General features: G+C 45.4%; 16 protein-coding genes. 7 read left to right on the top strand and 9 right to left on the bottom strand.

Annotation, left to right across the window (positions count from 1 at the left end):
• The first annotated feature begins 74 nt into the window (after positions 1-74).
• The 3 genes from QUA16_RS22030 (at position 75) to QUA16_RS22020 (ending at position 7,021) form a co-directional block, all read left to right on the top strand.
• Positions 75-1,289 (top strand): glutathione S-transferase family protein, encoded by a 1,215-nt coding sequence (locus QUA16_RS22030; protein ID WP_333105691.1) that lies wholly within the window; start codon positions 75-77, stop codon positions 1,287-1,289.
• A gap of 114 nt (positions 1,290-1,403) precedes the next feature.
• Entirely contained in the window at positions 1,404-1,634 is a 231-nt protein-coding gene (locus tag QUA16_RS22025) for a hypothetical protein (RefSeq protein ID WP_333105692.1), read from the top strand.
• Positions 1,635-1,753: 119 nt separating this feature from the next.
• Positions 1,754-7,021 (top strand): hypothetical protein, encoded by a 5,268-nt coding sequence (locus QUA16_RS22020; protein ID WP_333105694.1) that lies wholly within the window; start codon positions 1,754-1,756, stop codon positions 7,019-7,021.
• A 125-nt stretch (positions 7,022-7,146) separates the two neighbouring features.
• Here the strand turns inward: QUA16_RS22020 and QUA16_RS22015 are convergent, their stop codons facing one another.
• The 4 genes from QUA16_RS22015 to QUA16_RS22000 all read right to left on the bottom strand — a co-directional run bounded on the left by QUA16_RS22015 (position 7,147) and on the right by QUA16_RS22000 (position 12,275).
• Positions 7,147-7,788, bottom strand: coding sequence for an RNA ligase family protein (locus QUA16_RS22015; RefSeq protein ID WP_333105695.1), 642 nt, complete (start codon positions 7,786-7,788; stop codon positions 7,147-7,149).
• Positions 7,789-7,964: 176 nt separating this feature from the next.
• Complete coding sequence (locus tag QUA16_RS22010; protein ID WP_333105696.1) at positions 7,965-10,352, bottom strand: EF-hand domain-containing protein; 2,388 nt, start codon at positions 10,350-10,352, stop codon at positions 7,965-7,967.
• Between the two features lie 420 nt (positions 10,353-10,772).
• Positions 10,773-10,943, bottom strand: a complete 171-nt coding sequence (locus tag QUA16_RS22005; RefSeq protein ID WP_333105697.1) for a hypothetical protein — start codon at positions 10,941-10,943, stop codon at positions 10,773-10,775.
• 87 nt (positions 10,944-11,030) lie between these two features.
• Positions 11,031-12,275 carry an HhoA/HhoB/HtrA family serine endopeptidase gene (locus QUA16_RS22000; protein WP_333105698.1) on the bottom strand — a complete coding sequence of 415 codons (1,245 nt, stop codon included), beginning with the start codon at positions 12,273-12,275 and terminating at the stop codon, positions 11,031-11,033.
• A 391-nt stretch (positions 12,276-12,666) separates the two neighbouring features.
• Between QUA16_RS22000 and QUA16_RS21995 the strand changes: the two genes are divergently transcribed.
• Positions 12,667-13,965, top strand: coding sequence for an MgtC/SapB family protein (locus QUA16_RS21995; RefSeq protein ID WP_333105699.1), 1,299 nt, complete (start codon positions 12,667-12,669; stop codon positions 13,963-13,965).
• 70 nt (positions 13,966-14,035) lie between these two features.
• Here the strand turns inward: QUA16_RS21995 and QUA16_RS21990 are convergent, their stop codons facing one another.
• Positions 14,036-14,209 (bottom strand): hypothetical protein, encoded by a 174-nt coding sequence (locus tag QUA16_RS21990; RefSeq protein ID WP_333105700.1) that lies wholly within the window; start codon positions 14,207-14,209, stop codon positions 14,036-14,038.
• Between the two features lie 138 nt (positions 14,210-14,347).
• Between QUA16_RS21990 and QUA16_RS21985 the strand changes: the two genes are divergently transcribed.
• Positions 14,348-14,701 carry a metal-sensitive transcriptional regulator gene (locus QUA16_RS21985; protein WP_333105701.1) on the top strand — a complete coding sequence of 118 codons (354 nt, stop codon included), beginning with the start codon at positions 14,348-14,350 and terminating at the stop codon, positions 14,699-14,701.
• Between the two features lie 296 nt (positions 14,702-14,997).
• On the opposite strand, the gene QUA16_RS21980 is transcribed toward QUA16_RS21985, so the two are convergent.
• Entirely contained in the window at positions 14,998-15,435 is a 438-nt protein-coding gene (locus QUA16_RS21980; RefSeq protein WP_333068711.1) for a helix-turn-helix domain-containing protein, read from the bottom strand.
• A gap of 477 nt (positions 15,436-15,912) precedes the next feature.
• Positions 15,913-16,149 carry a hypothetical protein gene (locus QUA16_RS21975; protein WP_333105702.1) on the bottom strand — a complete coding sequence of 79 codons (237 nt, stop codon included), beginning with the start codon at positions 16,147-16,149 and terminating at the stop codon, positions 15,913-15,915.
• A 514-nt stretch (positions 16,150-16,663) separates the two neighbouring features.
• On the opposite strand from QUA16_RS21975, the gene QUA16_RS21970 reads away from it, so the two are divergent.
• Together QUA16_RS21970 and QUA16_RS21965 are read left to right on the top strand one after the other, a co-directional pair.
• Positions 16,664-17,308, top strand: coding sequence for a pentapeptide repeat-containing protein (locus QUA16_RS21970; RefSeq protein ID WP_333056817.1), 645 nt, complete (start codon positions 16,664-16,666; stop codon positions 17,306-17,308).
• A gap of 260 nt (positions 17,309-17,568) precedes the next feature.
• Positions 17,569-18,345 carry a pentapeptide repeat-containing protein gene (locus tag QUA16_RS21965; protein WP_333105703.1) on the top strand — a complete coding sequence of 259 codons (777 nt, stop codon included), beginning with the start codon at positions 17,569-17,571 and terminating at the stop codon, positions 18,343-18,345.
• Positions 18,346-18,352: 7 nt separating this feature from the next.
• Here QUA16_RS21965 and QUA16_RS21960 read toward each other — a convergent pair whose 3' ends face one another.
• Both QUA16_RS21960 and QUA16_RS21955 read right to left on the bottom strand, forming a co-directional pair.
• Positions 18,353-21,358, bottom strand: a complete 3,006-nt coding sequence (locus tag QUA16_RS21960) for a GAF domain-containing protein (RefSeq protein ID WP_333105704.1) — start codon at positions 21,356-21,358, stop codon at positions 18,353-18,355.
• A gap of 370 nt (positions 21,359-21,728) precedes the next feature.
• Positions 21,729-22,181 (bottom strand): NADAR domain-containing protein, encoded by a 453-nt coding sequence (locus QUA16_RS21955; protein WP_333105705.1) that lies wholly within the window; start codon positions 22,179-22,181, stop codon positions 21,729-21,731.
• Between the last annotated feature and the right edge of the window lie 116 nt (positions 22,182-22,297).

The raw sequence follows: 22,297 nt of genomic DNA, 5'->3' as shown, positions 1-22,297 counted from the left end.
TGGACGATCGCGACTGAGAAACGATATACATTTAGTCTATATTTCTGACAACCATCACCCGCACTAATTCACCCATGACATCCACCGCCACGATCGCCACCCCCCTAAGCTGGACACAACTAGAAGCCCTCACAGACTTTGAAGTCGATCGCACCAACGGCCCCACCAACGCTCAATCCCGCTTGCGCCTATTCGGCAAAACCGAATCCGATGTGCGAGTCACCCTGTACCGCGATAACCATGCTTGGTGTCCCTATTGCCAAAAAATCTGGCTGTGGCTGGAAGAAAAACAAATCCCCTACCGCATTGAGAAAGTTACTATGTTCTGCTATGGGGAAAAAGAAAGCTGGTACAAGCGGAAAGTGCCATCGGGAATGCTACCGGCGATCGAACTAGACGGCCGCATCATCACCGAAAGCGATGACATCTTAATCGCCCTCGAACGAGTCTACGGCCCCTTGGGTTTGGGCATGGAAAACCCGGCAGTAATACCCATGCGGCGGTTAGAGCGACTGCTATTTAGAGCCTGGTGCTCTTGGCTGTGCTATCCAGCAAGTTCAGCCAAAGTAGAACAACACAACCGCAACCAATTTATCAGCGTCGTCACCCAGGTAGAAGCAGCCCTGGCTAGCACTCCGGGGCCTTATTTCCTCGATGAATTTGGCACTGCGGATGTCATCTTTACGCCCTACGTCGAACGGATGAATGCCAGTCTTTACTACTACAAAGGCTACTCGATGCGGGAAGAAAACCCGCGCTTTGCTGACTGGTTTGCGGCGATGGAAACCCGCCCTACCTATCGCGGCACTCAGAGCGATTTTCACACCCACGTCCACGATTTACCACCTCAGATGGGCGGGTGTTATGAAAACGGCGAACCTCAGATGCTACTCAATAAAGCCCGCGTGGATAATGGGCCTTGGGCTGGACTGCCGGATGTGATGTATCCAGAACCGGAAACCTCCCGCGCTGAAGCACTTCATCGCGTCATTAAGCACCAGCGCAACATCGTTCGAGTCAATCCTGCTGATGACAATTTATTCGATGAGGCTTTGCGTTGTGCTTTAACTTTGATGATGACTGGCGAAGTTTGTACGCCGCCGACTGGTTCTGATGCGGCTTTGCGGTATTTGCGCGATCGGGTGAATGTGCCCCGCGATATGTCGATCTACGCGGCCAAGCGGCTGAGGGAAGCGTTGGAGGAAACGGCGGCTTTGGTGGGTGATGGCCAAGGTTCTCCGATTCTGCTGAAGCATCGGCGAGATCAAGATCCGGCTAATTTTGTGTAGGATTCTGGGTAGATCGGAATCAGAGGGAATGGGCGTTGCTGCTGCTCTATTTCATCAGCTTGCTATCTGCTCGATCGTTGTGCGACCAATGGTATTAAAAGTGGCATAAATAATATGAAAGTATCTATCTCTTTGCCAGATGAGCTAGTGCGTTACATTGACAATCGTGTAGAAAATCGCAGTCGGCTAATTGAGATTTTATTGCAAGCGTGGCGCAAACAACAAGAACAGCAGGCAATGGTAGAAGCCTGTTTATTGCTGGATGAACTGAGCGATCAATTAACCGATGAGGATCGAGCATGGCAGCAAGCAGCGATTACCGACTGGGAAGCATCTGGCTCGTGAATTTCGATCCCTGAGTCGGTACAGAAATCCGCAAGAGTCGATCGGCGGTAATTATTTCAGGAACTACTCTTTAAGTCCAAAGGGGCAACAAACTTTTATAGGAAAAGTTAGGATTAGGCATGGTCAATAGCGAAACAACAAGCCCGACTGTAACATCCTCCGAAATAAATCTGCTCTCTCAGTTAGATGAGCTACGAAATGCTTGGGAGGAATTTTATCCTAAGCAAGCAGAGGGTGGTTTACTGGCTTTGAGCGGATTTGATTACCAATTCCTGTTGACACTGCTGAAAATTGTTCGTCAATGGAAAGAAGCTTCAGAAGCCGAGCGCCAAGACCCAAATACAGCGCATAAAATTCTCGCAGAAGCCATTTCAGACATTACTGAATCAGGTAAATTTGTTACTCTGACACAAGTCAAACAAACTCTTTCAGACAGTGCTGTTAGTAAAGCGCTTGAAGAACTTTGGAAAATTTTCAATCTTGCTTCTGAACGTACACCAGAGTTGGTAGAACATTTACGGTTCATAATCTCTGGAAATAACGAGGAAATTAAAAACGATAGAAATACCGATGACGTTATTCAGGGGTGGGGGACTAAATCAAAAGAAAAAGACTCTAAAAAACTTGCTAAATTTAAAGCTCGTGTCAGTTATGAGCTTGTTTCCGACCCAAGAACCGACTTAACGACTGAGTTAGAAAATCTTTCACGGGATGAGGATACAGAAACAACTATAGGACGATGGTTAGGCTATCTTCTTCAACTTGGTTCAGGCTTATCTCCTGAGCGTATAAGCGCTCTTATCTGGCGGGAACTCATAAATGATAAAAGCTTGGAAGCGTTCCGAGCAACACAGGCAAGATTATTAAGCCGATCGCGCTATCGACTTCGTGCTGTTCGACATACACTTGGTGGCAGTCTATCTCTACCCAGAACAGATTTACTCTCACAGCTACAAGCATCTGTACTCACGAAGCGGATAACCCTTCTCATCGGGTCATCGGGATCTGGAAAATCAGCACTTTGCAAGCTGGGTATGCAAACAAGGTTTCAAGATTATACGCGCTTATTTCTCCATCCCTCTGATATTATTTCCTTCACAGAAACCCCAGACTCCACATCTAGCCGAGATACAAGACGTATTGATGAACTCTTAACAGCTCAGGTAATTGAGAAGCCCATCATCATCATAGATGACCTGAGTGATGTCAATGATCAAAGCTTTGATTGTGTACTTAACCTTCTTCAAAATGCTTTGGCTAGCGAGACATCAACCGATGTGCGTTTCGTTCTCGTGGCGCATCTAGATGCTGAACGCCGAGTTCGTGACAAAATTGATGCTCGACTTGGCGCAGAACTTTCTATTGATGTTGTTAAGTTACCACAACTACCTATTAACGATCTTCAGTCATCTCATACTTTACCAGCCGACGTTGCTAGTCTTGTTCAACGCGCTGATGAGTTTGGGCCTGCCTTGAACCTTAAGCTTCTTGACTGGCTGATTAGTAGCGTTCAGCATGATGGTATCAATACTTCAGCCTTCCAAAATGACCTAGACCTGCTTGCTTGGTTCTGGCGCTCTCATGTAGGAAATGGACGTGATGACAGTCAAGAAGGCCGTGCGCTAATTGGCACAGCGCTTTCATTAGCCAATAAATTTACTCCCGATCTGTCTCTCTATGACTCTGGGATTAATTCCCAAATTCTAGATACCCTGGTGCGGCGAGACTGTCTTCGAGTTGTAGAGGAAAAACTAGCTGTCACACACCGTTTTGTAGGAGATTGTGCAAGGTTTCGCTACCTTCTGGGGAAACGTCGCGAACTAGATGTCCGTGAGCTTGCGACGACGTTGAGAAATCCTCTTTGGTCTCAGCCAGTGCGCTGGTTTGCTTTGTATCTTGCGATGGAATCAGAAGAGACTCAAATATGGCAGGAATTGCTTCAAGAGGCAAAGGAAGGTAATCATTTCCAACTTATTGATTTACTTCTCGATGGCGCAATTTTGAGTAGAAAGGGAAGCTACGTCCTTCAGAGTTGTTCTGGTGAACACCTTCCTTTTTTCATTGAGCGTCTCATCTCTCGTCTTCTAGCGATCGCAACCGAGCCGACTCCTGATTACTTTGGAGTTTTCCAGTCAATGTCCGCAAGCCAAAGGCTTATGTTACGCGAACGTACAATTGGAACTCCAAAAGTACATCTGTGGGAACCTGTTTGGCGTTGGCTTTTAGCGCAGAATCAAGAAGCTTTGATAGAAAACTGTAAGTTAATTTTTAAAGCAGCAGAAGCGTGCCTTAACTGGGGCGTTGCAGAAACATTCCCACTGCAGGTTCAGATTGCAGAACTAATTGTTGATTTGGCTCATAGGGTATTGCTACCCGATCCCGACCAAGAGAAACGGTACTGGTTACATGATTCCTCATCCGCAGCTTTTGCCTGTATCGTCTTTACACTAAAACTTGTTCCAGAGCGTTCAGCGTGGCTGTTGAGAGCTTTGGCAGGACGAGAAGTGATTCCAGCAAATAAACTGGAGCCAACTCACACCAGCCAGTCCATATGCTTTCCCGGAACAGGCATACTTACTCAGCCACATCCGAGAGGCCCATCAGCACAAGTTAACGATCAGTTTCGCAACTTTATGGTCAGCCAAGGCGGCATATATCTCCGTGCCGTTATTCGTGTCAATCCACAACTAGGTGCTGAATTACTTTTAGCTCTGACTATTTCACCGCCTGGTTATCGCTATGAGTTCGAGCGCTCCTCTGAACAGTTAGATGACACTCTGGGAACAGAAGGTTCTGATGATCTTGATGTCTGCACATTCAAGTTTTTACCACTTCTTTATCTCCTTGAAGTAAATGAACCTGTTGCAGTTGATGTTATTGCAACCCTTTGTAATGTAGCCACAGATTACTGGCACGAGCATCGCTGGGCAAAGAACAAACTGGAGGGTCTGGTACCAACTGATATTGATCGTGTAACTTTACTTGTTGGCGATAGTAGAAAAGATTTCAAAGGTGGTCGTCATGCGCTATATTGGCATCGCAAGTATCCGGGGTCTCCAGATATTGTCGCTTGTTTCTTAATGACGCTAGAGGGATGGCTCTACAGTCGTCCGACTAAAGCAGCACTCGAACGTTCTATATCAATTATCTTTGAGCGTGCTGACACTGTTGCAATGCTTGGGGTACTCATTTTGCTGGCTAAATGCGATCCCAATCTTTTGAAAGGTTCCTTACTACCTCTACAGTCGTCATTACAACTTTGGGTATGGTTAGAGTTTGAATTAATTGATCGGGGACAAGATTTTGCATTCGATGTTGGGAAGGTATGGAGCCGACTGTCAAACGAGGAATCTCAAGAGTTAGCTGAATTTCATCAGTTATCTCACAGAAAAATTCCCCTTTTAGAGAAGATAGCACTCCCAATGTGCCTAGAGGGAGACATTCCTTTTGATGCAACATCTCGAATTTTGGAAGACTGGGATAATTACCAACTTAATTTGATTCCAGCGGTTAATCGCTCTCGTGCATTAAAAATCAGAACTGGGTTTGAGGGCAACAACTCGCTGTCGGAAAAGGATGAACATGGAACTAGAAGCTTTGGCTTCGTCGATACTCTACCTAAAGATGCTGAAGTTGATGCTCAAGCCGAATCTGCGCTTTTTGGGAATTCTCAGCATCTTAAAATCGTAAGGAGGTGCCGAAAAATTCTAGATGGTGAGTTGCAAAAGACACCGGAACTACATCGGGATTTTGTTACTCTTCTGACCAGTGAAGAACAGCTTACTTCCCTACAAGAGCGCCTTGGAGAAAAAGCTTTTATAGATATAATTTGGGCAGCGATTGCTATCCTTCTCGCTCCTCCTATTAATCCTCTCACCCAAGAGCTGGAGGACTCTATCACTTATAATGCTAATGATCTTTCAACTTTATCGATAAGTTTAGACAAATTGAGCCGTTGTCATAATTACAATATGGATGCTGAAAGTTTTATTGCACATACGGCTCCTAAATTGCTGCAAAGAGTTGAATCTGAAAGTTCTCTTCGGGTTGCTGCCTTCCGTTGCCTTATAGGTGTATGCGATCCCAATACATCTGCTTTTATGCGATCGTGGATCAAAGAATATGGGCTGGCTCATCAGCTCACCCAAGAACTAATCAATGTGGCATCTTGGATAGCTCGCCTAATTGCACTGACTCATGCAATCTCATACAATCAAGCCATTTTACAAGAAGATACCCATCTAGTTCCACTAATTACATCTCCTGAGACCGCAGAGCGAGTAATAAGTTTAAGTAATGGAGAACATCCTGAAATTCAGGAAACTTGGGTTAACTTACAAGCCAAATTTGTAACCAAAGAAATTCCTGAATTATCTACCATTGATGCTTTTCAATGGATTCCAGAACTACTAATCCCATGTCTCGAAATAGTGGTTCCCTGGCTCAAAGATAAATTTTGTAATTTCAACAATTGCTTTGATTGGAGTTTTTTAGTAGCAGTATTAATTCCCGTATTAGAAGTCCAACCAGACAGCATAGCTGCTCAGGATTTTATAACCGCCTTGTGTAATAAAGTTCTTTTTACTTTGCTTCACCACAGAGAGACTGTCTATTTAAATTACAAAGTTGCTCAAAGAGAGGACGGAGATAGCTCTGTACATACAAAACTCTATAAAGATCAGTCTCAACTCTTAAACGCAGTAATAAAATCCAATCCTACAGAAGTTGCTGCACGAATTAATATACTTCTCGATGTTCTAAAAAGTATGGGACTGGTAGATTGCATTGTTTTAGGTAAGGTTGTAGATACTTTAAGTTACTCGGTTGTTGAGGGGAGTTCTTCAGATATAATTGACAACTCATTTAGAAATCACATAGCTTGTGCAGTTGGAGAATATCTTTTTGACCTTAGAAATCAACAGGAGTCAAATCTACGATTCCTCGGTAAAACCAGAAATGTCTGGATAAAATTAATTGACCTACTGTGGCAATGGTCTCAGAATAATGTTAAGTACGAAACTCAAGCAGAACAATGGGTTATGGAGTTTTTAAAGCGTTTTCAAGAAGTATTACTTCCTGATACGAAGTTGAGAATAAAATTGTACCGTGTTGGCAAATCAAAGAATTATCAACAGTTCCGCCGTTTACTTTTCACAGTGCTCATCCAAAACCAGGAAATCTTACCCACTAGCAGAAATGACGAAAGTGAACTTTTAGTTCAACTTCTTGCTGAACTCTGGGATTCAGATCCCAGTTGGATAATACATAGCCCACTTCGACGTAGTGGTCTGAGAACTTTGTTGGGGCAGTTAGAGGAAATTGACGCGGTAGGCGCAAGAAGACTAGGGGATGAGATAGCTAATTCTTTAGCACATGGCTCTGATTGAACCAAGTATTGAATCCAGATTAGGTTGAAGAAAACGACAAGGTTAATTGTACTCAAGCAAAAGAGGGTTTCACTGATGGCACTACTCGATCGATTCATGAAAAAAGTTAGCCTTCAGATTTGAGATTACTCCCAGTAATTTTCCCAATCATCCTTAAAAGCTTGCTGCAATCTCTGCATATACGCATCAGTCTTAATCTTCACCATCCACAGATTATTAGAATTGCGGCCTCCCTTGCACACAACACCTTCATCCACACCGTATTTCCCCTTGCGAAGATCATCCATAAACTTGCCGGTCAGTTTGCCCCGATAAATCACTCGCGCAATATTTAATTTACCAAAATCCTGAATAAACCGATCCGGAACAACCATACCGCCCTCAGTTTCCACATCAAAAAGCACCAGTTGTTTGCGATCGTCCTTTTTGTGCCTTCCCGCAAACGAGTTAGCACCAAAAAACTCTGTAAATACAGTAATTTCAGGGCAGTGATACTGTTCGTTCTCTCGAAATATAGACTCTAAGGGACTAGCAAAGTCTTTTTTAAATATTTCCAGTGCTTCTTCTAAACCTGGATGTGCAGCATTAAATTCTGCAATTCCCATCTCATCCAAATCAAATCTACTGCGGCGCGTACCAAAAGCATACCAACCAAGTTCAACTTCCCAAACCCAATGCAAATTAGTGCCATCGTACTTCTCAAAAGCTACACATTGTTCGTTAGGGCAATTTTTACTATCTGGAATTTTGGGATAGGCAAGAAGCATGATATCGATTCTGGTTGCACCGTCCGTGCTTGTTGACTGTTGACTGTTGACTGTTGACTGTTGACTGATGACTGTTGACTGTTGACTAATGACTGTTGACTGTTGACTGTTAACTAATGACTGTTAACTAATGACTGTTGACTGTTGACTAATGACTGTTGACTAATGACTGATATTCAAGTAGCCTCCACGAACACACCGCTGCGAGCAAACTCCTCTTCTTCAGGAGTGAAGACAGGAGCTTCATCCACAAGGTCAGGGTCAAAGTAGTATGTCTCTTGTAGGAAATGCCCCGTGACGATCGCCTCGTCCAACTCCTGGATGTAATCTTGAGCAACTAAGCATACCTCCTTGATGCCTTCCTCATCCTTCTTATCCAACAGCTTATGCAATATTGCTCTCACCCCTGTCAGTCGTGCTGCGGGCTTGAGGATACCGTAGAGGCGGTACATTCGATCGGTCGCAATGCTGATTTGTTTGAGGGCTTTGGCTCGTGCTAGCTCAGACTCAATGCTGGGCCAATAACGGGTGGTGTACAATGCTTCCTCATCCTTTTGATACCACTCTTCCGATCGCGCAATTGATGAAGAGACAGTGTTGTGCAACTTCCAGAAGAATAAGCGCAGAGAAGGGCCATCTACTACGGTGGACAGCTTTGCCTCCATTGATACCTCAAAGCTATTCAGACGCGGGTCGCGCCCAAGCACGAGGTACTCCACAGGGTAAATTTCCACCTCTTTATTCTGCACGACGTAGGCGTTGAGGTGGTGGCGGCAGTAGGGGCAGGGATACATACTGGCAAACAGGTTGAAGAAGTGCTTGAAGATGGCCACCAGAGTTTTTTGCTGTTCTGGGGTCTTGGTAGAGACTATCTCAGCCGTAGTGTGCAAGAAACGCCACACCGCAGGGCCAATATAGTAAGGGAAGCTGACCCGCATTTGTGAATTCTTTACTTCAGTGCGATCGATATACACATCGATAAACGCCACATATTGCGAGAGTTCGCCAGACTCGCGCCCAGACTCTAAGCGTTCGCGCCGTTTCTGTATCCCATTGAGGTAGTGGTGCGTCAAGCGCCATGCCTGTTGAAGCATCAGCTTCTGTTTTGGAGCGCATTTGGGAAAGTTTTCTGCAACATCCGCCCCATAGCGCCCAAATTCCCCTGACGTTTTAGTCGCTTCGTACCATTCGTTTAAAGCTACTTCGTCAGGCACCGTGTTGAAGGCAATGTCTGCTGCGGTAATGACGCTGAAGGCAGCCAACAACTTCGGCATAAAGTCTTCATACCAATATGCTACTGGCATCATCGCACCATCTATTTGCTCTGATGCCTCCGAGAGGATGACGCGGTTCCACTTCTTCAGGTACTCTTTGGGATCTCCCTCGGATTGGGCGGGTGGCGCTGCCATGCTCTCACTCAGCTCCAGGTTTCGCAGTCGGTTGAGTTCGTTGATGGCAAGCACACCCTCGGCAATGTCACGCAAGTTGACACTATCCTTTTTGATGGTCATTGCCAACTCCACTGCCGCCCCAAACTTCTCCTTGGCGGTGGCCGACTTATCCCGCGCCTGCAACATGGCTTGTTCTTGGGCCAACATTTCAGGAGTTTTTTCTATGGTTTTCCAGTTCTTGATGCGATGCTCTAGTCGGGCATATTCATCTTCGATCGATTTAACTACAGCATCCAGTAGAGGGTTGCACGCCGACTCTACTACACCCAATCCTTTATAAAGCGCGATCGCACTCCTGACAAATCGCACAAAATCAGCAATTTTGTATGGCAAGTCTCTCACGCACAGGTGAGTCTCGTGGTTGGCGCAGAAACTCTCGCGGAAGCTGCGGTAGGCTGCTCCCTGGATCAGACGAAACAAACCCATCTGCATCTCCAAGCGGGACGTACCGCGCTTCTTATCACCTTGTGGGTGTTGGGCGAGTAGTTCTTTTAGCCGCGCTATTTCTCGATTGCAACCGGTGGGTGGTTCTTGTAGATATTCTAGATTAGGTTCAATAGTGGCAGAAGCTGCCTCGTTGACAGGAGTGGCTATACTTTCGATCGCAGCCACTGTACTATCTGAAATCTCGGTTGTCTGTGTACTGACAACCGGAATCGGCGAGTCTTGATCTGCTGTTGTGATCTCTGGCTGATCGGGTATTAGTGTGCAGAATTCCTCAAAGTCAATTAAGGCATTGCCGTCATGGTCTGCCTCTTCGATGATCTCATCGAGCTCTGGCTCTGTCAGCCCAAACGGGCTCATCACATCCTGCATCTCGTTTTTAGTGATTTGACCGCTACCATCCTCATCAAATACACTAAATGACTTTTTGAGACGACTCTGGCGATCGCCTTGCTGGGACACCATCAGCATTTTGAATTCCTCAAAATCGATACTGCCCGACGAGTCTAAGTCCACTTCCTGGATCATTTCGCGCAGCTCGGTTTCGTTAGCACTCTGTCCTAGCGATCGCATCACTTGACCGAGTTCTTCTGATGAAATAGCACCGCTCCCGTCCGCGTCCAATACTTTGAACACTTCCCATAACTTTGCCTCCTCTTCTTCAGTCATGACTTTTTTTTCAAGCTCCATAGATGTCATATTAAATTTTCCCTAATCTTTTTATTTTATATCTATTAATTATGGCCAATATAAGTAGGTAATCACAAAAAAACAATAATATTTTCTCAGCTTTTGTAGGGGCTGGTTTAGCCTGGGATATATACTAAGAGAGATGTGATGAGTGCAAAACTCTGCCTATCGTGTAATGTTTATTTTAACCCACTTAGTTTAATTCCTGATGAATTCCGAAACTGTTACAAATGATACTATAACTCTGCATGGTTGCCAGCGTTATCGCAATGATTGGGCGTTTTAGTGGGTAAATTAAATAGTTAGAAAGCCATCCGTATTTAAGTCGCTCAATAGTTTTATTTATTGAGATTTGACTGTTTACTGTGAGTCTAAAAAATGAAAATGACGCTGATATATCTAAGGACTCAAATTTGTAATTCCGATGAAGCGCGGATTTGAGCTAAAGCGGTTAGATTCCGATCGAAGAGACTGAAGGGCGATCGCCCTTTGCATCAGGATTTGAGTTAAAAGTAGACGCAATATTCGGTCATAGTTGAGTGAAGTTAAATCATCTATGATAGCAATCATATTTCATTTGTGAATAATTTTTATGCCCAGCACGCGAGCGAGTTGAAGAGGGGGTTTTAACGATTTCCCCCCTTCCCCTTCTAGTAGTTAAAAATCCCTCAGTTGAGCAGTTTGAACCGGAACTTCTTTAATCTGGGCACCGCGGCGCACCTTCAGTTTTAGAATTTGACCGATTTTGCTGTTTTCCACCAAATTTTGCAACTGTTCGGGTTCAGCCACTCCCTCGCCGTCAATTTGAACGATGACATCCCCCTTGCGAATCCCTGCTTCCTCAGCAGGCGTATTTGGCACAACTCGCATCACTAACACTCCCTTAACTTCCGGCACAATTAAAGGAGCATTGGGGTCAGAATTATTCTCTCTGGCCATTTCAGGAGTCAAAGCAATCATCTGAATCCCCAAAAACGGATGGCTGACTTTTTCTCCCTTGGCTAACTGCGCGTAGATGGCCTTGGCTTTGTCGATCGGAATCGCAAACCCAATACCCATTGCATCAGCTCGAATCGCCGTGTTGATGCCAATCACTTCTCCTCTGCTGTTTAACAGCGGGCCACCGGAATTGCCGGGATTGATGGCGGCGTCGGTTTGAATGAAATCAAGGCGCTTGTCGGGAATGCCGACGGCTGCACTGGAGCGTTTGAGGGTGCTGATAATGCCCAAGGTGACGGTATTGTCAAATCCGAGGGGGTTGCCCACGGCGATCGCCCAATCTCCCACTTTCACCGCGTTAGAATCTCCTAGCGTTGCCACGGGCAAGTTAACTTCCTTGGTATTAATTTTGACAACAGCCAAATCTGTTACTTCGTCAGTACCTTGCACTTCTCCTGGAAATGTCCTGCCGTCATTTAAGGTGACAGTCACTCGATCGGCTTTGTCAACTACGTGAGCGTTGGTTAAAACAATCCCGCTTTTGTCAATGATGAAGCCGGAACCTTGACCGCGTAAGCGTTCTTGTCTAGGGGTCATGCTGCGTAAATCTTCTCCCAAAAATCTGCGGAAGAATGGGTCTTCCATTAAGGGATCGATGTTGCGACTGACAGTGCGCTCGGTATCAATGCGAACAACTGCTGGCCCGACTCGATCGACAGCCGCTGTCACAAAACTGCCGGTATCCCCTGGGAGTTCAGGACTCCGCAGCGCTAACAGTTGCGGATTCGCGGCGGTGGCTGGGAAACTCTGGAAGTGTAAGTTGGGCGGATTGGTGCCATCAGCGGCGGCTGCGGATGCAGGATTGATTGCTAACGCACTCAGGGCGATCGTCATTCCTAAAATTAGGGTTAACACGCGAACTGCGATTCGGGGTGCGGGGCGAGAAAATTTGAACAGTCTCATAGTGTCGCTCTTTGTCAAGCTGAGTTAATTGGGTGCAGGTGTTCTCGCACGGATTGAATATTCGATCGCGAGCTAGCTCCTAAACATATTTTAATAATCAAACGTAGGTTGAGCAAAGCGAGACTCACCATTCTAAGCTAATAAGTTGGGTAAAACCTCAACCGGGTCTACAAGTCATGTATAGCCAGACTTTCAAATATTTATTATATTTTATTATCAATCGCTGACCTATACGTTCTGTTACGATAAGGCCGGGGCTAACAGATAATGGGTAAAGTAAGAGTTAGAATAGATTGTCTCTTTAAATTTTAAGCTCAGTTGGTATTAAATTTTAGTTATTCTTTAGGTTCATGTTTCTACTTGACCAGTCAATTTGAAATAGGCAAAAACTATGAAACCTTATCAGCCCAGCAACAAAGTGACGAGTACCGGGCTTAAATGGCTGTTGCTATCCTCGGTGATTGGTGGTCTTGCTATTGGCGGACTTACACATCTGATCTCGTTATTAGTTTACCTGATTGTTTTGTTTCCCTTGGGCATGGGATTTGCAGGCGGTAGAGTAATAATTGCAGCAATCCGCAAAGGAAAGGTAAGAAATCCGGCGATCGCCACCCTTTTTGGGATACTAACTGGACTGCTCATTTATGGATCGCTGCATGGCGCAGGATACTGGCAGTTTAAGCAGTTGGCTTCCGAGCAAATAACAAAAGAACTGGAGGGGGTAAGTGACAACCAATCCAACAATATTATCGATACCTTCTTGCAAGAAAAAACAGGCTCTAAAGGTTTTTTGGGATATTTAAAGCACAATGCCCAGCAAGGAGTAAGTATCGGTCGCTTAGAGAGTACAGGAACCAATTTGGGTGAGACGGGTACTTGGATTTACTGGCTGATTGAGTTGGCGATCATCGATATTACGATCGCTGCGATCGCCTACTCTACTGCTAAAAACCCTTTCTGCGAAAACGGCGACCAGTGGTATAAACACCCGGAACATATTGGCATTGTCAATCTCCAATGCTCTGAAAACTTCTTGAATCTGCTTCAAAACGATCGATTCGGTGAAGCTGGAAAATTGCTCGACCCCTTACAAGTAATCCATCCTGCTAATTTGGAAGTTTGCCTGGAACGCTGTCCCTGCTGTAAGTTCAGCGATCCGATCTTGACTGTAAGTTCTATTTATAAGGACAGGAAGGGCAACCTGAAACTGAAGCAAGTCGCCCAGGGTGTGCTTTCTCTTAGCCAGTACAATAAATTCCACGAGGCAGTGACTCAAAACCTGCCTTTGAGTGCAGAACCAAATGCAGTTCCTACTGATGATAAAGAAATCAGTCTAGCGCAGCAAGAGCGTTTTAGTATATCCACCGGCGATCGCTTCGAGTCTCACGATCTGAGTGCATCGGCTCAAGCAAAGCTCGTCGAACAACTCTCGCACTACCCTCAAGTCAAGGAAGCCTATCTGGTACGCAAAACCCTGCAATACTTCCCTGAAAAGCCCTTATACGTTTTAGGGATTATACGTCGCCGCGGATTCATCGAATTAGAAGAGGCAGAACCCAAGTTGCTAAAGAAACTTATGATTGAACTAGCTTTGCCTAACCAAACATGGGTTATTTGCCTGAACAAGGATCGAGCGATGACCAAAATACTTCAGCAAACCGCAGGCCAAGCCATTTATCGGAAAAAGTAAGCGGTCAAGTTTGGAAAACGAACGACGAGGCCAGAAACCCGGTTTCTGCGTCGCTCTCGAACCGTAGAAACTAGGATGAGGTAAAGTCGTTCGATCGCACTTCTGAACAGACTGGTTCAGCAAAGCCAAGGACAAGCAATGCTGGCGGCGAGTCCCTGCTAACAGTGATATAGTACAAATGTCCGCACATATTGAAATCCACATTTTGCACCATTTGCAAGCACAGGCTTTCGGGCTGTTCCACAAAAACTCAATTTTCTTGCGGGCAGGACTCTTCTAACCCGCCCTTAAAAAGCCGATCGAGCGCGGTGCAAGCTACCAGTTAAAACCTACTCGAAAATATTCTGAATTCAAACTTTTAAAAATTTCCCTCGTAACCCCCATGATTATATCTGATACTTCTACTGACAAATCCTTGCCCTCAAATTCCCACCACCATCACGACGCTGAATCAGTGCACCCTCACCATCACGATGAAGAATCGATGCGGCGGCTGGTAAATCGGTTGTCTCGGATTGAGGGACACGTCCGTGGCATTAAAACAATGGTGCAAGAAAACCGTCCCTGTCCCGAAGTTCTGGTGCAAGTTGCTGCGGTGCGAGGCGCGCTCGATCGCGTAGCGAGAATCATTCTTGACGAACACTTAACCGAGTGCATCGCCAGAGCCGCGAAAGAAGGCAATATTGATACGGAAATCGAAGAGTTGAAAGCGGCTTTGGATCGGTTTTTGCCTTAGTCGCTGCCAATTTTTACATCCCTATAACAAAACCTGCAAATTAGACCAAACTTGCAAGTTATGCTGTCTAACCAATTTTTTAAGCATTTTTCACAAACAGGGGAAAAGCATCAAATCTTCTCCCCTTCACCCCATTGCCACAACATACAATTTATATGCTCCGCAGTTTAGGAGAGCGAGTTTTGTAAAAAAACAATTAGTCAGGTTTGTCGTGACGACGCAACTCCTCAAAATCTTCACAAGCTGACGGCAAACAATTAGATAATCGGTGCTTAATCCGACGTGGTATGAACTGTCTAGACTTTGGTCAGCTTGGCTTTTAGGTGGTATCTGACTGTTGCGTAAACCGCTTTATAGGAAGCTTCAATGCTGTATTCCTGCTGCAACCACTCTTGAATCTCTCCATAGCTTTTAAAGCCTTCCTGGGGGTCGCTGAGGCGCATTGCCAAACTAGCGCGGGCCAGAGGAGGAATCGCCGGCTTGCGGCCGCCACTGTGCTTTGTTTCGAGGAGTCCTTCGAGTCCGTCAGATCGGTACTTTCTCAGCCACCGCTGCACTGTAATTCGATTTACCCCGATCGTCATTGCCAATTCTTTAACTGTCTTAACATGACAAATTTTGAACAGGTAAAGTGCTTGAATTTTTTGAAAGCCGCTTGCCGTTTTTTGTTCAGTTAACAGGTTTTTTAGTTCTTCACTTGTCTCTGTGATGCTAAGTTTACATACTCCAGCCATATCAATTACCTCACGATTAGCGTTCTACAATACCTTTGTTTGACAATGGAGCAAAAGCTGCTCCCATCCTAAATGGTGACCTTTTGTTTGCCCTGAAGCAATACAAAAGCGATCGTTCTCATTAAACTTTTTCCTTCCTGGAGGCACTCAGACCCTCAGAAACCGGATTATTTTAACCTGGAGCAAGGTTGCAACGATTTTTTTTGGTAAAAAACCCGGTTTCTGGCTCAGTTTTGTATTTGATGGACAAGCGTCATTGCTAATACTGATAGCCGTTAACCGATCGACTCTAAGATTAGCGGCAATAGGTGACTCTTAAGGAATACCATTTATTCTTTTATTGTTAAACATCTATCATGGTTTTCCTGGTATCTCTTGGTAATTTTTGCGAACGTATGGGCGATTTTTAGTCATTAGGTGCTAGCAAACAAGCGAATGTCTGTACACCAGCGATCGCATTTTTATACAGACATTCCCCTAGTCCCAGAAGTGCATTTCTGGCTTTCGCTGTGCGAGAAATATTGATACATCAACGCTCTCATTACCCGGAGCCGGTAGCGCCGAGTGACGTTGCAACTGAGATGTTGCACCATTCTCAATTAGCCGTAGGGGCGGGTTCGCCAACAGCCTTAAAGCTTGCAAATAGGTTCTATAAACCCGCCCGATCCCACGAAAAATCCTCTTATTGAGATTGCTGCAAGATGTCAGTTGCAACCGACTTTCACAACAAGCGGGCAAGTATCCGTGAAACTACTGGCTTTATCGCCAATTGAGTAAAACACGACGAGGGTGGCATTGTCAATTTCTCAGCATTACAGTATAAGTATCGGCTATTTTTGCCCGCCTGCTGTGATCGAAAGCGGAGTTCCTATGTGATCCTACTAGCATTTTTTTTGTGATCTTGGTCACAGTGCTACTCAGTAAGCTCAACTACCCATAAAAAGTTATGGGTAGGATCGGAGTTTCCACGTAGAATCTTTGGGATTTAGTTAGGAAGTGCGATCGAACTTGTTGTTAAAATTTTTAAAGATAAATTTTTAACCAAAGGGAAAAGAGAATGCAGCTTTGTCCTTCACCCTGACCAAACGATCTAATTTATACTCAAAGCTTGCAGATTGAGGGAAGTTTCACCCTGGGTGTGAATATTTCAGAATCTAAAATTGCAGAACATCCGGTGCAACCAGCTTGCTGACAGTATTCTTCATTTAAAAGGTGTAGAGAAGCCACAATGAACGTTGACGAACTGCTGAAGCTATATGCAATAGGAGAAAGAAATTTTAGCGGGGTCTACCTGCACGAGGTCTACCTCTACGAAGCAGAATTGATTGGAGCCAACCTGTATGAAGCCGACCTGATTGGAGCCAATCTCAGCAAAGCCAAACTTAACAGAGTCAACTTTGGCAAAGCCAATTTGTGCAAGATTAATTTGAGCAAAGCAGACTTAGGTGGAGCCGACCTCACAGAAGCACTTTTACTTGAAGCTAACTTGAATCGAGCTGAGTTGATGGGAGCAAATCTCAGTAAAGCAGACTTGAGCGGAGCTTCCCTGATCCAAGCAACTTTAATAGGAGCCAACATATCTAGGGCAACACTCAGCCGTGCCGACTTGCACGGAGTAAATTTTTACGGAGTAAACTTGCGTAGGGCGGTGCTCACAGAATGCGATTTAATTGGGGCAAACTTGAGTAAAGTAGACCTTAGCGGAGCTGACTTAATGGGTGCGAGTTTAATTAGGGCAGACTTGACTGAAGCGATTTTAAGTGCGTCAGACTTAAGCGGAGCCAACCTGTTGGGAGCAAACCTTACAAAAGTCAACCTGAGCGGAGTATATCTTAAGGGTACAACGATGCCCGATGGCACGATTCACGACTAATTTATTGGTTAATTTTTATGGTTGCCGAGAACACCGGCTAAAGGGTAATGAGCTTTTCATTACCCTAATTTATTAGCAGCGAAATCTTTATTTGATAATCCGGTAAGGCGGATAACTTCAATGTAGGGTGCTAATGGCGCACAGAACTCCTACATACGGCAAGTCAAAAGATTTGTTGGGTGAACTTGTGTTATGGTGATTTTCAATTGCTTCGATAAAAGCTATTTTAGATTTAATATTTTGGATTTTGGACGGTTAAAATGAAACTCAGAATCCTCGCTGCTGCAACGCTGCTGAGCGCGATCGCCCCGATCGCTCCTGCACCCGCCGAGAACATCCAACACACGCAACAATTACTAGCCACCCGACAGTGCCCCAACTGCGACCTCAGCAGTGCTGGCTTGGTTTTAGCCAACTTAACCGGAGCCAATCTCAAAGGTGCTGACTTGAGATTGGCTAACCTCAGCCGAGCCAACCTCACCGGGGCTGACCTCAGCGGTGCCAACCTCAGCGGCACCAGCCTGTTTGGCGTCAACCTGACAGGGGCGAACCTCACCGGTGCCAACCTCAGCGGTGCTGACTTGAGAAGTGCCTATCTCAGCGACGCCAATTTGCTCAACGCCAATTTAACTAACGCGCAACTGCTCGGAGTTAGAGGAATGCCAACCAATATTGGCACCGCTGAAGACTTCTACCGATTGGGAGTGCTCGAAGCTCAAGCCGGAAACTACAGAAACGCCATTGATTATTACAATCAAGCCCTGAATTTCAAATCGGATTTAGCAGCCGTTTATTTTGCGCGCAGTATGTCTCGCGCTGACTTGGGAGAGTTCGCCGGTGCGGCTCAAGACGCTGCAATAGCAAACAAACTCTTTGCAGCTCAAGGAAATCCCCAAGGTCAGGAGTTGTCAAAGCAGTTAGGCGAAGCCATTGTGGCGCGCCAAAAGCCTACGGAACCCCGCACTTCCAGCCGCGGCGACTTTATGAGTCTTCTCGGTTCGATCGGTTCTGTGCTGGTGAAGCTGATCTTGCCTTGATGGTTGCCTAATTCAGGGGAATCTCGATCCAGAACTCTGTACCATGACCGGGTACAGAAACACATTTAAGTACGCCTTGGTGTTTCTCAACTACAATTTGGTAACTGATAGACAATCCTAAACCCGTGCCCCGACCTACGGGTTTAGTAGTAAAAAACGGATTAAATATGTGAGAAATTAACTCTTTGGGGATGCCGTGACCATTGTCGGCAATGCCAATTCCTACCGTTTTTTCATCGATTAATTCAGTGCGAATCCGAATGCAAGGGGATGGGAAATCAGGAATCAAACACTCGGTGGTGGCAATTATATCTCCTGACTCGATAGGCAGTATTTGGGAGCTTAAATGTGTCGCCGCTGCACTTGGCGCTTTAAAGGGAAGATTCATAACTCGCTCTTTTTTTCCCATTTCTAGGGCGTCAAGGGCATTACCGATCAGATTCATAAATACCTGATTGAGCGAGCTGGCATAGCATTCTACTAAGGGCAAATTGGCGTATTCTTTAATAATTTCTACGCTGTTGTGCTCAGAATTGGCTTTGATCCGGTGCTGCAAAATCAACAGGGTACTGTCGATGCCCTCGTGAATGTCAACGGCTTTTTTCTCGGCTTGATCGCTTCTGGAAAAATTACGCAAAGATACAACTAACTGGCGGATGCGCTCAACTCCGACTGTCATGGAACCCAAAATTTTGGGCAAATCTTCGGCAAGAAATTCGATGTCGATGGCTTCGGAGCACTCGCTAATTTCGGGGTTGGGATTGGGGTAGTGCTGGCGGTAGAGTTCCACCAAGCAGAGTAAATCTTTGGTGTATTCGCTGGCGTGGGACAGATTGCCGTAGATAAAGTTAACGGGGTTATTGATTTCGTGGGCGACTCCGGCCAGGAGTTGTCCGAGACTGGACATTTTTTCGGTTTGAATCAGTTGGGCTTGGGTATTGTGCAATTCTGTCAGGGTTTTAGCTAGCTGTTCGGCTTTTAATCGATCGGCAGTTGCTGCATTGAGACTTTCTTGATAAAGTTCTGCTTGGTGAATGGCGATCGCAGCTTGAGCAGCTAAATGTTGCAGCAATTCCTGTTCTGCCGTTTGCCAAACTCTCGGCCCGGAACACTCATGGGCAATCAGCAACCCCCACAATTGGGAATCTGTGCCTTTCATGGGCACAATTAAACTTCCTCTCACCTGCAACTCTTCCAAAAATTCGCGGTGACAGGGTGTTAAATCATCAGTATAAATATCATTAATTGCTCGCACCCGTCCGGCTCGATAAAAGCACTCTGAGCCTTCGGGAAAACATCCTTGTGGAGATTTAATACCTAAAATTGACTGCCACTGGCCGCAAACAGCTTCGACAACTACCTCGCCCTCTTTGTCGGCAGCAAATTGGTAGATTACCGTGCGATCGGTATCCAACAAAACTCTGACTTCTCGCACAATAGTTTGCAGTATGATTTTTAAATCTAAGGTGCTGCGAATCTGGTCTCTAACTCGCGTCAATACTTTGGCAAAGTCCAAGGATTTTTGCAATTGGGCGGTGCGTTCTTGAACTTGGCGCTCCAAGTTGGCATTCAGAGTTTGCACTTCTTTATTAAGAACGTACTGCCCAATTGCCGAACAAAATTGGCTGCCTATAGCTAAAGCTTGCTCGATTTCCTCGTACTTCCACTCGGGCGACTGACCTTTTTTTATTTCTCGCCAGAGTTCAAAGGATTGTCGGGGAAGGGTTTGTGCAGCGCTGCTGTCAAAGCTGCCCGCCCACATTTTTTCGGTATCAATTGCATTGCGAAAAATGGTCAAACAGCCGACTACTTGTTGTTTGTAGTGGAGGGGAATTACCAGCAAACCCCTAATTTTAGTAGATTGGAAAGCGGGAACTAAAACTCTAAATAGAGGTTCTTTGTATAAGTCTGTAATTATTCCAACGGGTAACTGAGAATTAGTAAAAGTTGGAAATTTGGCAAGTTCTTCGGTATTTTTGAATCCTTTGGTTAGCCATTCCTGCCAGAGGGGATGAGCTTCGATCGCCTTAACTTTTTCCCAGTTGGGAAGTGTCGGTTGTTCTCCTGTGGTGAACAGTTCAAAGGTAGTATCACTGTGGGCCGGGGCAATGGGCAATCCTCCTTCAATCTTGGGATCTGATAACTTTTCACCGTTGATTTTCGGCTGGTTGAGATAGAGTCTGCCGCCGCTACCGCCCAAAGCGGTGACGGTGGCTTCTAAACCCTGTTGCAGTTGAATGTTTACGTGACCATACAACAGGGCTGCTATGCGGCTCACGGTAGCTTCGCGGGCCGCTTGAGAGCGGGTTTGCTGGAGGAGGAGCGCGTGGGCTATAGCGCTAGACAATTGATCTGATACGAGCTGAACTACTTCTAAATCTGCTGGTGAAATATTGAGGGGCGCGGAGTGGTGAGACACTAAAAGTCCCCACAGTTCGATGTGAATTTTTTGATTATTTCCTGGCTCATATCGAGTCAGACACGTGGCCGCCTGGCAGATATCTGTTTTGCTGTTTTCCGACGCGATCCTGCGGTGCAAAATCGGCACGACTAAGGAAGATTGCACTCCCATTGCCATCAGGTAAGCGGTGTGGCAAGGATCGAGCGATCTGTAGTGCATCTCTTCCTTTACTAAAGGTTGACCGGTGTCTGCAGCATCGAGGGGACTCAGGACGATCGTCCCTGAGTTAACATCTATTATTGTCCGCTGGCGCAAAGTGACATACATCTCCCTGGCGCTGGCGGGAATGTCGTCTGCTGGAAAGTGCAGTCCTTTCAAGGAAGGGAGATGGTTGTTATTAAGTGACTCAGCAACAACTTCTCCACTGCCGTCGGCACTAAACCTGTAAATCATAATGCGATCGGTTTTCAAAAAAGACCGCACTTCTGCTACCGTACTGGTTAAAATATCTTCTAATTCTAGAGATTGGCGAATGCGTTCTGTTATCCGCCGTATCAAAACTTCTCTGTCTAGTTTATAATGTAATTCTTGCGTATTTTCTCTGAGTTGCATAAATCTCCTTTTGTACTTATACAATGATAATAAGAAGTTTTGATGTGCTGTGGGATCGTTCAAACTCAAATGCCTCACCCTGAGTTTTTGAGTCAACCGATCTGTACAATTAATCCGTCGCGCACTTGTCAGAGACGACGGTGTATCGCCTCGGGTGGGCTGGGGTAAGTAAAATCTGCGATCGCGCCAGTTTAATCCTTGCCTTCAACAGGCAGAGCGACTTAAGCAAATAATAATTATTATTTTAATGCTCTTATAAATTTCTCGCAATCTTAAAATCTCAGTAGGAGAATTATTTATTGTTAGGATAACTTGACATTTGTTGTATAACTTCATATAATGATAATTAAGGAAAGAATTTGAGTTTCTATCAGCGCCCCTGGCCCTGACTAATTTCTTGGCGCACGCTCATCAAAATTTTACCCAAATGATTTTGACCGGTTCGGTCGCAGCCACACCCCCAGTAGTAATCCGTTGGCGAATCCTCGACAATGACTCGATCCCCTGTGGCGAGAAGAATCGCTTGAATGTCTGTATGAGTGAGAAACTTGGTTAAAACTGCTTCGCGCATAATGGGAATTTTCACTGCTTCCCAATCCGCGCGAATCCGGTGGCTGGGATCGCGACCTAATTTAGCGGCTTCTTGAGGAGTTGCTACGGCTTGAATCGCCGCCACTAATCTTTCATCAGTGCTGACAAATTTTTGGGCTTGATAGTAATGTTCCACAGTCAACCAATATTGACCGTGCAGAGAAATGTCGTGTAGTGAAAAATTAGAAAAGCAGCCGTAAGGCTCCTCTACTTTATAAAAATAAATTATCATTAGATTTGAAATTATATATTTTACAGGATTTAGGTAGAATTTGACATCCACCCCGGCCGTACCGCGGGATTCCATCTATTCAAGCCAGTCAAAAATTGACAATTGCTTAAATTCTG

The organism is Microcoleus sp. S13_C3, assembly GCF_036700905.1.
Taxonomy (GTDB): domain Bacteria; phylum Cyanobacteriota; class Cyanobacteriia; order Cyanobacteriales; family Microcoleaceae; genus Microcoleus.
This window is presented reverse-complemented; position numbering and strand designations above follow the sequence as displayed.

Excerpts from the sequence above, each read along its gene's own strand:
- QUA16_RS22030 (WP_333105691.1), top strand. The coding sequence starts at position 75 with ATGACATCCACCGCCACGATCGCCACCCCCCTAAGCTGGACACAACTA.
- QUA16_RS22025 (WP_333105692.1), top strand. The coding sequence starts at position 1,404 with ATGAAAGTATCTATCTCTTTGCCAGATGAGCTAGTGCGTTACATTGAC.
- QUA16_RS22020 (WP_333105694.1), top strand. The coding sequence starts at position 1,754 with ATGGTCAATAGCGAAACAACAAGCCCGACTGTAACATCCTCCGAAATA.
- QUA16_RS22015 (WP_333105695.1), bottom strand. The coding sequence starts at position 7,788 with ATGCTTCTTGCCTATCCCAAAATTCCAGATAGTAAAAATTGCCCTAAC.
- QUA16_RS22010 (WP_333105696.1), bottom strand. The coding sequence starts at position 10,352 with ATGACTGAAGAAGAGGAGGCAAAGTTATGGGAAGTGTTCAAAGTATTG.
- QUA16_RS22005 (WP_333105697.1), bottom strand. The coding sequence starts at position 10,943 with ATGATTGCTATCATAGATGATTTAACTTCACTCAACTATGACCGAATA.
- QUA16_RS22000 (WP_333105698.1), bottom strand. The coding sequence starts at position 12,275 with ATGAGACTGTTCAAATTTTCTCGCCCCGCACCCCGAATCGCAGTTCGC.
- QUA16_RS21995 (WP_333105699.1), top strand. The coding sequence starts at position 12,667 with ATGAAACCTTATCAGCCCAGCAACAAAGTGACGAGTACCGGGCTTAAA.
- QUA16_RS21985 (WP_333105701.1), top strand. The coding sequence starts at position 14,348 with ATGATTATATCTGATACTTCTACTGACAAATCCTTGCCCTCAAATTCC.
- QUA16_RS21980 (WP_333068711.1), bottom strand. The coding sequence starts at position 15,435 with ATGGCTGGAGTATGTAAACTTAGCATCACAGAGACAAGTGAAGAACTA.
- QUA16_RS21970 (WP_333056817.1), top strand. The coding sequence starts at position 16,664 with ATGAACGTTGACGAACTGCTGAAGCTATATGCAATAGGAGAAAGAAAT.
- QUA16_RS21965 (WP_333105703.1), top strand. The coding sequence starts at position 17,569 with ATGAAACTCAGAATCCTCGCTGCTGCAACGCTGCTGAGCGCGATCGCC.
- QUA16_RS21960 (WP_333105704.1), bottom strand. The coding sequence starts at position 21,358 with ATGCAACTCAGAGAAAATACGCAAGAATTACATTATAAACTAGACAGA.
- QUA16_RS21955 (WP_333105705.1), bottom strand. The coding sequence starts at position 22,181 with ATGATAATTTATTTTTATAAAGTAGAGGAGCCTTACGGCTGCTTTTCT.